5 protein-coding genes are annotated in these 4,247 nt (G+C 65.2%); all 5 read left to right on the forward strand.

From position 1 onward, the window contains the following. The coding region (locus CVM52_RS24015) for an ABC transporter substrate-binding protein (protein WP_100164841.1) at positions 1-738 on the forward strand (738 nt) is incomplete at its 5' end. A 173-nt stretch (positions 739-911) separates the two neighbouring features. Beyond that, positions 912-1,490: a ribosome maturation factor RimP gene (gene rimP / locus CVM52_RS24020; RefSeq protein WP_100164842.1), complete on the forward strand. Its 579-nt coding sequence runs from the start codon at positions 912-914 to the stop codon at positions 1,488-1,490. Further along, positions 1,491-3,110 carry a transcription termination factor NusA gene (gene nusA, locus CVM52_RS24025; protein WP_100164843.1) on the forward strand — a complete coding sequence of 540 codons (1,620 nt, stop codon included), beginning with the start codon at positions 1,491-1,493 and terminating at the stop codon, positions 3,108-3,110. 23 nt (positions 3,111-3,133) lie between these two features. Then, positions 3,134-3,763, forward strand: a complete 630-nt coding sequence (locus CVM52_RS24030) for an RNA-binding protein (RefSeq protein ID WP_100164844.1) — start codon at positions 3,134-3,136, stop codon at positions 3,761-3,763. Further along, positions 3,763-4,247 (forward strand): translation initiation factor IF-2 associated domain-containing protein (locus CVM52_RS24035; RefSeq protein ID WP_205965018.1); only part of this gene is annotated, 485 nt, incomplete at its 3' end. The genes CVM52_RS24030 and CVM52_RS24035, both read left to right, overlap by 1 nt.

Consider the following 4,247-nt stretch of genomic DNA (forward strand, 5'->3'; position numbering starts at 1 on the left):
CTCGGCGGGACGCTGCGGCTGGCCGTGCCGCGCGATGGCAGCCTGGAACAGGTGGCCACCGGCGCGCTGTTCGACACGCTGACCGAGCTGGCGCCGGACGGCACGCTGCGCGGCGAACTGGCCATTGCGTGGCAGGGCAGCCCGGATGCGCGGCAGTGGAGCTTTCGCCTGGAACAGGGCGTGCGGTTCCATGACGGCACCATCCTGAAACCGCGTCACGTAGTTTCGGCGTTGCGCGCCGCGGATCTGCCCGGCCTGGTCCGCGCCGAGGTGGCCGGGGCCAGCCGCATTGCATTGGAACTGGACGTCGGCAACCCGGACCTGCCGCTGCTGCTGGCCGATCCCGCCTTTGCAATTGCCCTGGTTCCGGGCGAGGGCTTGGCGCAGGGCATCGGCACCGGCGCCTATCGGCTGGACCGGATCGAGGCCGAGCGGCATTTCCGTGCCAGCCGGGTGGCCGAGCATTACAAGGCCGGGCGTGCCGGCTGGGCCGACCGGATCGAGATCATCGTGATTCCCGATGCCGCGGTGCGCGCCGAGGCGTTGCGCGACGGGTTTGTCGACATCGCCGCGCTGCCCCGGCGCGGCGGGCTGATCGGGCGGGGCGAATTTCTGTACCACCCCTCGGCCGAGGATATGGCGCTGGCCGCCCGCCCCGGCGTGGGAATCCCGCGCAGCGTCAGCACGCGCGCGCCGCTGGATGACGGGCGGATCGCCGAACGGTGGTGGCTGGTCTGAGCCGCTGATCGAAGCACCCGATGCGGAAAATTGGCCCGAGTCGGTTTCCCGGCCTTGCAGACTCGGGCCGGCACGCGTATATCCCCCTTCAACAGCGGTGCGCTGGGGTCCACACCCGGCGCCCACCGAAAAGATGCAACGGGCCGCTGGCCCGTTTTTTTGTTCTGGGTGCCATGACCAACGACCTGATAGCTAAGGCAGCGATCGACCGGCGTTTGGCCGAGATCATTACCCCCGTCATCGAGGATATGGGGTTCGAACTGGTGCGCGTGCGGCTGATGTCGGGCAAGAAGACGACGCTGCAGATCATGGCCGACAAACCCGAGGGCGGGATCGAGGTGGATGATTGCGCCGATATCTCGAACGCGGTCAGCGCGGTGCTGGATGTCGAGGATCCGATCCTGGACGAATACACGCTGGAAGTGTCCAGTCCCGGAATCGACCGGCCGCTGACGCGGCTGAAGGATTTCGACGCCTTCGAAGGTTACGAGGCCAAGCTGGAAACCGGCGATCTGATCGACGGCCGCCGCCGGTTCCGCGGTGTGCTGGCCGGGGTCGAGGAAGACGAGGTGCTGATCAATGTCGATGAAGGCACCATCGGTTTGAAATTTGACTGGCTCAGCGATGCCAAGCTTGTCCTCACCGACGAGCTGATCAAGGAAATGCTGCGCCAGAGAAAGAACATGGGTGCGCTGAACGAAGCCGCCTTTGATGAAATCGTGACCGATGGGTCGACTGAGGAGAATAGTTGAATGGCCATCACCTCTGCAAACCAGCTTGAGCTGCTGCAAACCGCCGAAGCCGTCGCGCGGGAGAAGATGATCGACCCGGCGCTGGTGATCGAGGCAATGGAAGAAAGCCTCGCCCGTGCCGCCAAGAGCCGCTATGGCTCGGAAATGGATATCCGGGTCAAGATCGACCGGAAGACCGGTCGCGCCACCTTTACCCGCGTACGCACTGTTGTCGAAGATGAAGAGCTTGAGAACTATCAGGCGGAAATGACCGTCGAACAGGCCAAGCAATACATGGCGGACCCGAACGTGGGCGACCAGTTCATCGAAGAGGTGCCGCCGGTGGAAATGGGCCGGATCGCGGCGCAGTCGGCCAAGCAGGTGATTCTGCAGAAGGTGCGCGAGGCCGAGCGTGACCGGCAATACGAGGAATTCAAGGACCGCGCCGGGACCATCATCAACGGCCTGGTCAAGCGCGAGGAATACGGCAACGTCATCGTCGATGTCGGCGCCGGCGAGGCGATCCTGCGGCGCAACGAAAAGATCGGCCGCGAAAGCTATCGGCCCAATGACCGCATCCGCTGTTACATCAAGGATGTGCGTCGCGAGCCGCGCGGGCCGCAGATCTTCCTGTCGCGCACCGCGCCCGAATTCATGGCCGAGCTGTTCAAGATGGAAGTGCCCGAGATCTACGATGGCATCATCGAGATCAAGGCGGTGGCCCGTGATCCGGGCTCGCGCGCCAAGATCGCCGTGGTGTCCTATGACAACTCGATCGACCCGGTCGGCGCCTGCGTCGGTATGCGTGGCTCGCGCGTGCAGGCGGTGGTGAACGAGTTGCAGGGCGAAAAGATCGACATCATCCCGTGGAACGAGGATGTGCCGACCTTCCTGGTCAACGCGCTGCAGCCGGCCGAAGTGTCCAAAGTGGTTCTGGACGAGGATGCCGAGCGGATCGAAGTCGTGGTGCCGGAAGAACAGCTGTCGCTGGCCATCGGCCGGCGCGGTCAGAACGTGCGGCTGGCCAGCCAGCTGACCGGTCTGGACATCGACATCATGACCGAAGAGGAAGAAAGCCAGCGCCGTCAGGCCGAGTTCGAACAGCGCACCAAGCTGTTCATGGACACGCTGGACCTGGACGAGTTCTTTGCCCAGTTGCTGGTGTCTGAAGGGTTCACCAACCTGGAAGAGGTCGCCTATGTCGATCGCGACGAATTGCTGGTGATCGACGGGGTCGACGAGGACACCGCCGAAGAGCTGCAGGCGCGCGCCCGCGACTACCTGGACGAGCAGAACCGGCTGGCGCTGGAGAATGCCCGTGCGCTGGGCGCCGAGGACAGCCTGGTTGACTTTGAGGGCCTGACACCCCAGATGATCGAGGCATTGGCCAAGGACGGCGTGAAGACGCTGGAAGACTTTGCCACCTGCGCCGACTGGGAACTGGCCGGCGGCTGGACCACGGTTGATGGCGAGCGGGTGAAGGATGACGGGCTGCTCGAGCCCTACGACGTGTCCCTGGAAGAGGCGCAGAACCTCGTGATGACCGCCCGGATCATGCTGGGCTGGGTCGATCCCGCCGAGTTGGAGCAGGACGAACCCGAAGACGATGCCGAGGCCGAAACCGAAGAGGCCGGGGCCTGATCGGGGCCCACGAGGGGCTGAACATGAGCCGTGGGGGCGCCGAAAAGGATCGCGAGGCCGATCCGCAACGCAAATGTCTTGCTACTGGCGAGGCACAGCCGAAGGCGGGTTTGATCCGCTTTGTGGCCGGGCCCGAGGGGCAGGTGGTGCCGGATATCCTGGGCCGTCTGCCGGGGCGCGGCACCTACGTTGCGGCGGACCGGGCGGCGCTTGACAAGGCCGTGGCGAAGAAACTGTTCGCCCGCGGCCTGAAACAGCCGGTCACGGTGCCCGAGGCGCTGGCGGACGAGGTTGAGCGGCAAATGCTGCGCCGGGTGATCGACCTGATCAGCCTGGCGCGGAAATCCGGCGCTGCGGTTGCCGGGTACGAGAAAGTGAAAGACTGGCTTGATCGCGAGACAGCCAGAGTGCTGATCCAGGCCACCGATGGATCGGGCCGGGGCAAATCGAAGCTCAGCACGCCCTATGGCGGCCGTTATATCGGCTGGCTTACGGCGGACGAGCTGGGCATGGCCTTTGGCCGGCAAACTGTGATACATGCGGCGCTCGCCTCTGGCGGACTCAGTCAGCGTGTTGTAGAGGAAGCGCAACGACTGCGTGGATTGCGCGAAACGGAGGGTGGCAAGGGTCACCCGGAAGGAAACAGAGCTTGATGAGCGATACTGACGGCAAGAAGACACTGGGCTTGCGCGGCGGATCCCGTCCGGGGAACGTGAAACAAAGTTTCAGCCACGGTCGGACCAAGAACGTTGTTGTGGAAACCAAGCGCAAGCGCGTCGTGGTTCCCAAACCGGGCGCGGGCAAGGCTTCTGGCGCGGGGGGGCACTCTCCCGCGGGCGATCCGTCACGGCGTCCGGCCGGCATCACCGATGCCGAGATGGAACGCCGGATGAAGGCACTGGCCGCCGCCAAGGCGCGCGAGGCCGAAGAGGTAGAGCGCCGCGCGGCCGAGGAAAAGGCCCGCGAGGAAGAGCGCGACCGCCGCCGTGCCGAGGCCGAGGCCAAGGAACGCGAAGAGCGTGAACGCGAAGAAGCGCTGAAGGCCAAGGCCGAAGAGGAAGCGCGTCAGAAACGCGAGGCCGAGGAGGCCGCCAAGCGCGCCGCCGCGGCCGAGCAGGCACCGCAGCCCGCCGCCGA

The sequence above is a fragment of the Pseudooceanicola lipolyticus genome, assembly GCF_002786325.1.
Taxonomy (GTDB): Bacteria; Pseudomonadota; Alphaproteobacteria; order Rhodobacterales; family Rhodobacteraceae; genus Pseudooceanicola_C; species Pseudooceanicola_C lipolyticus.

Bases quoted from the DNA above. Each gene is read 5' to 3' on its own strand.
- nusA (WP_100164843.1), top strand. From the start codon at position 1,491: ATGGCCATCACCTCTGCAAACCAGCTTGAGCTGCTGCAAACCGCCGAA.
- rimP (WP_100164842.1), top strand. From the start codon at position 912: ATGACCAACGACCTGATAGCTAAGGCAGCGATCGACCGGCGTTTGGCC.
- CVM52_RS24030 (WP_100164844.1), top strand. From the start codon at position 3,134: ATGAGCCGTGGGGGCGCCGAAAAGGATCGCGAGGCCGATCCGCAACGC.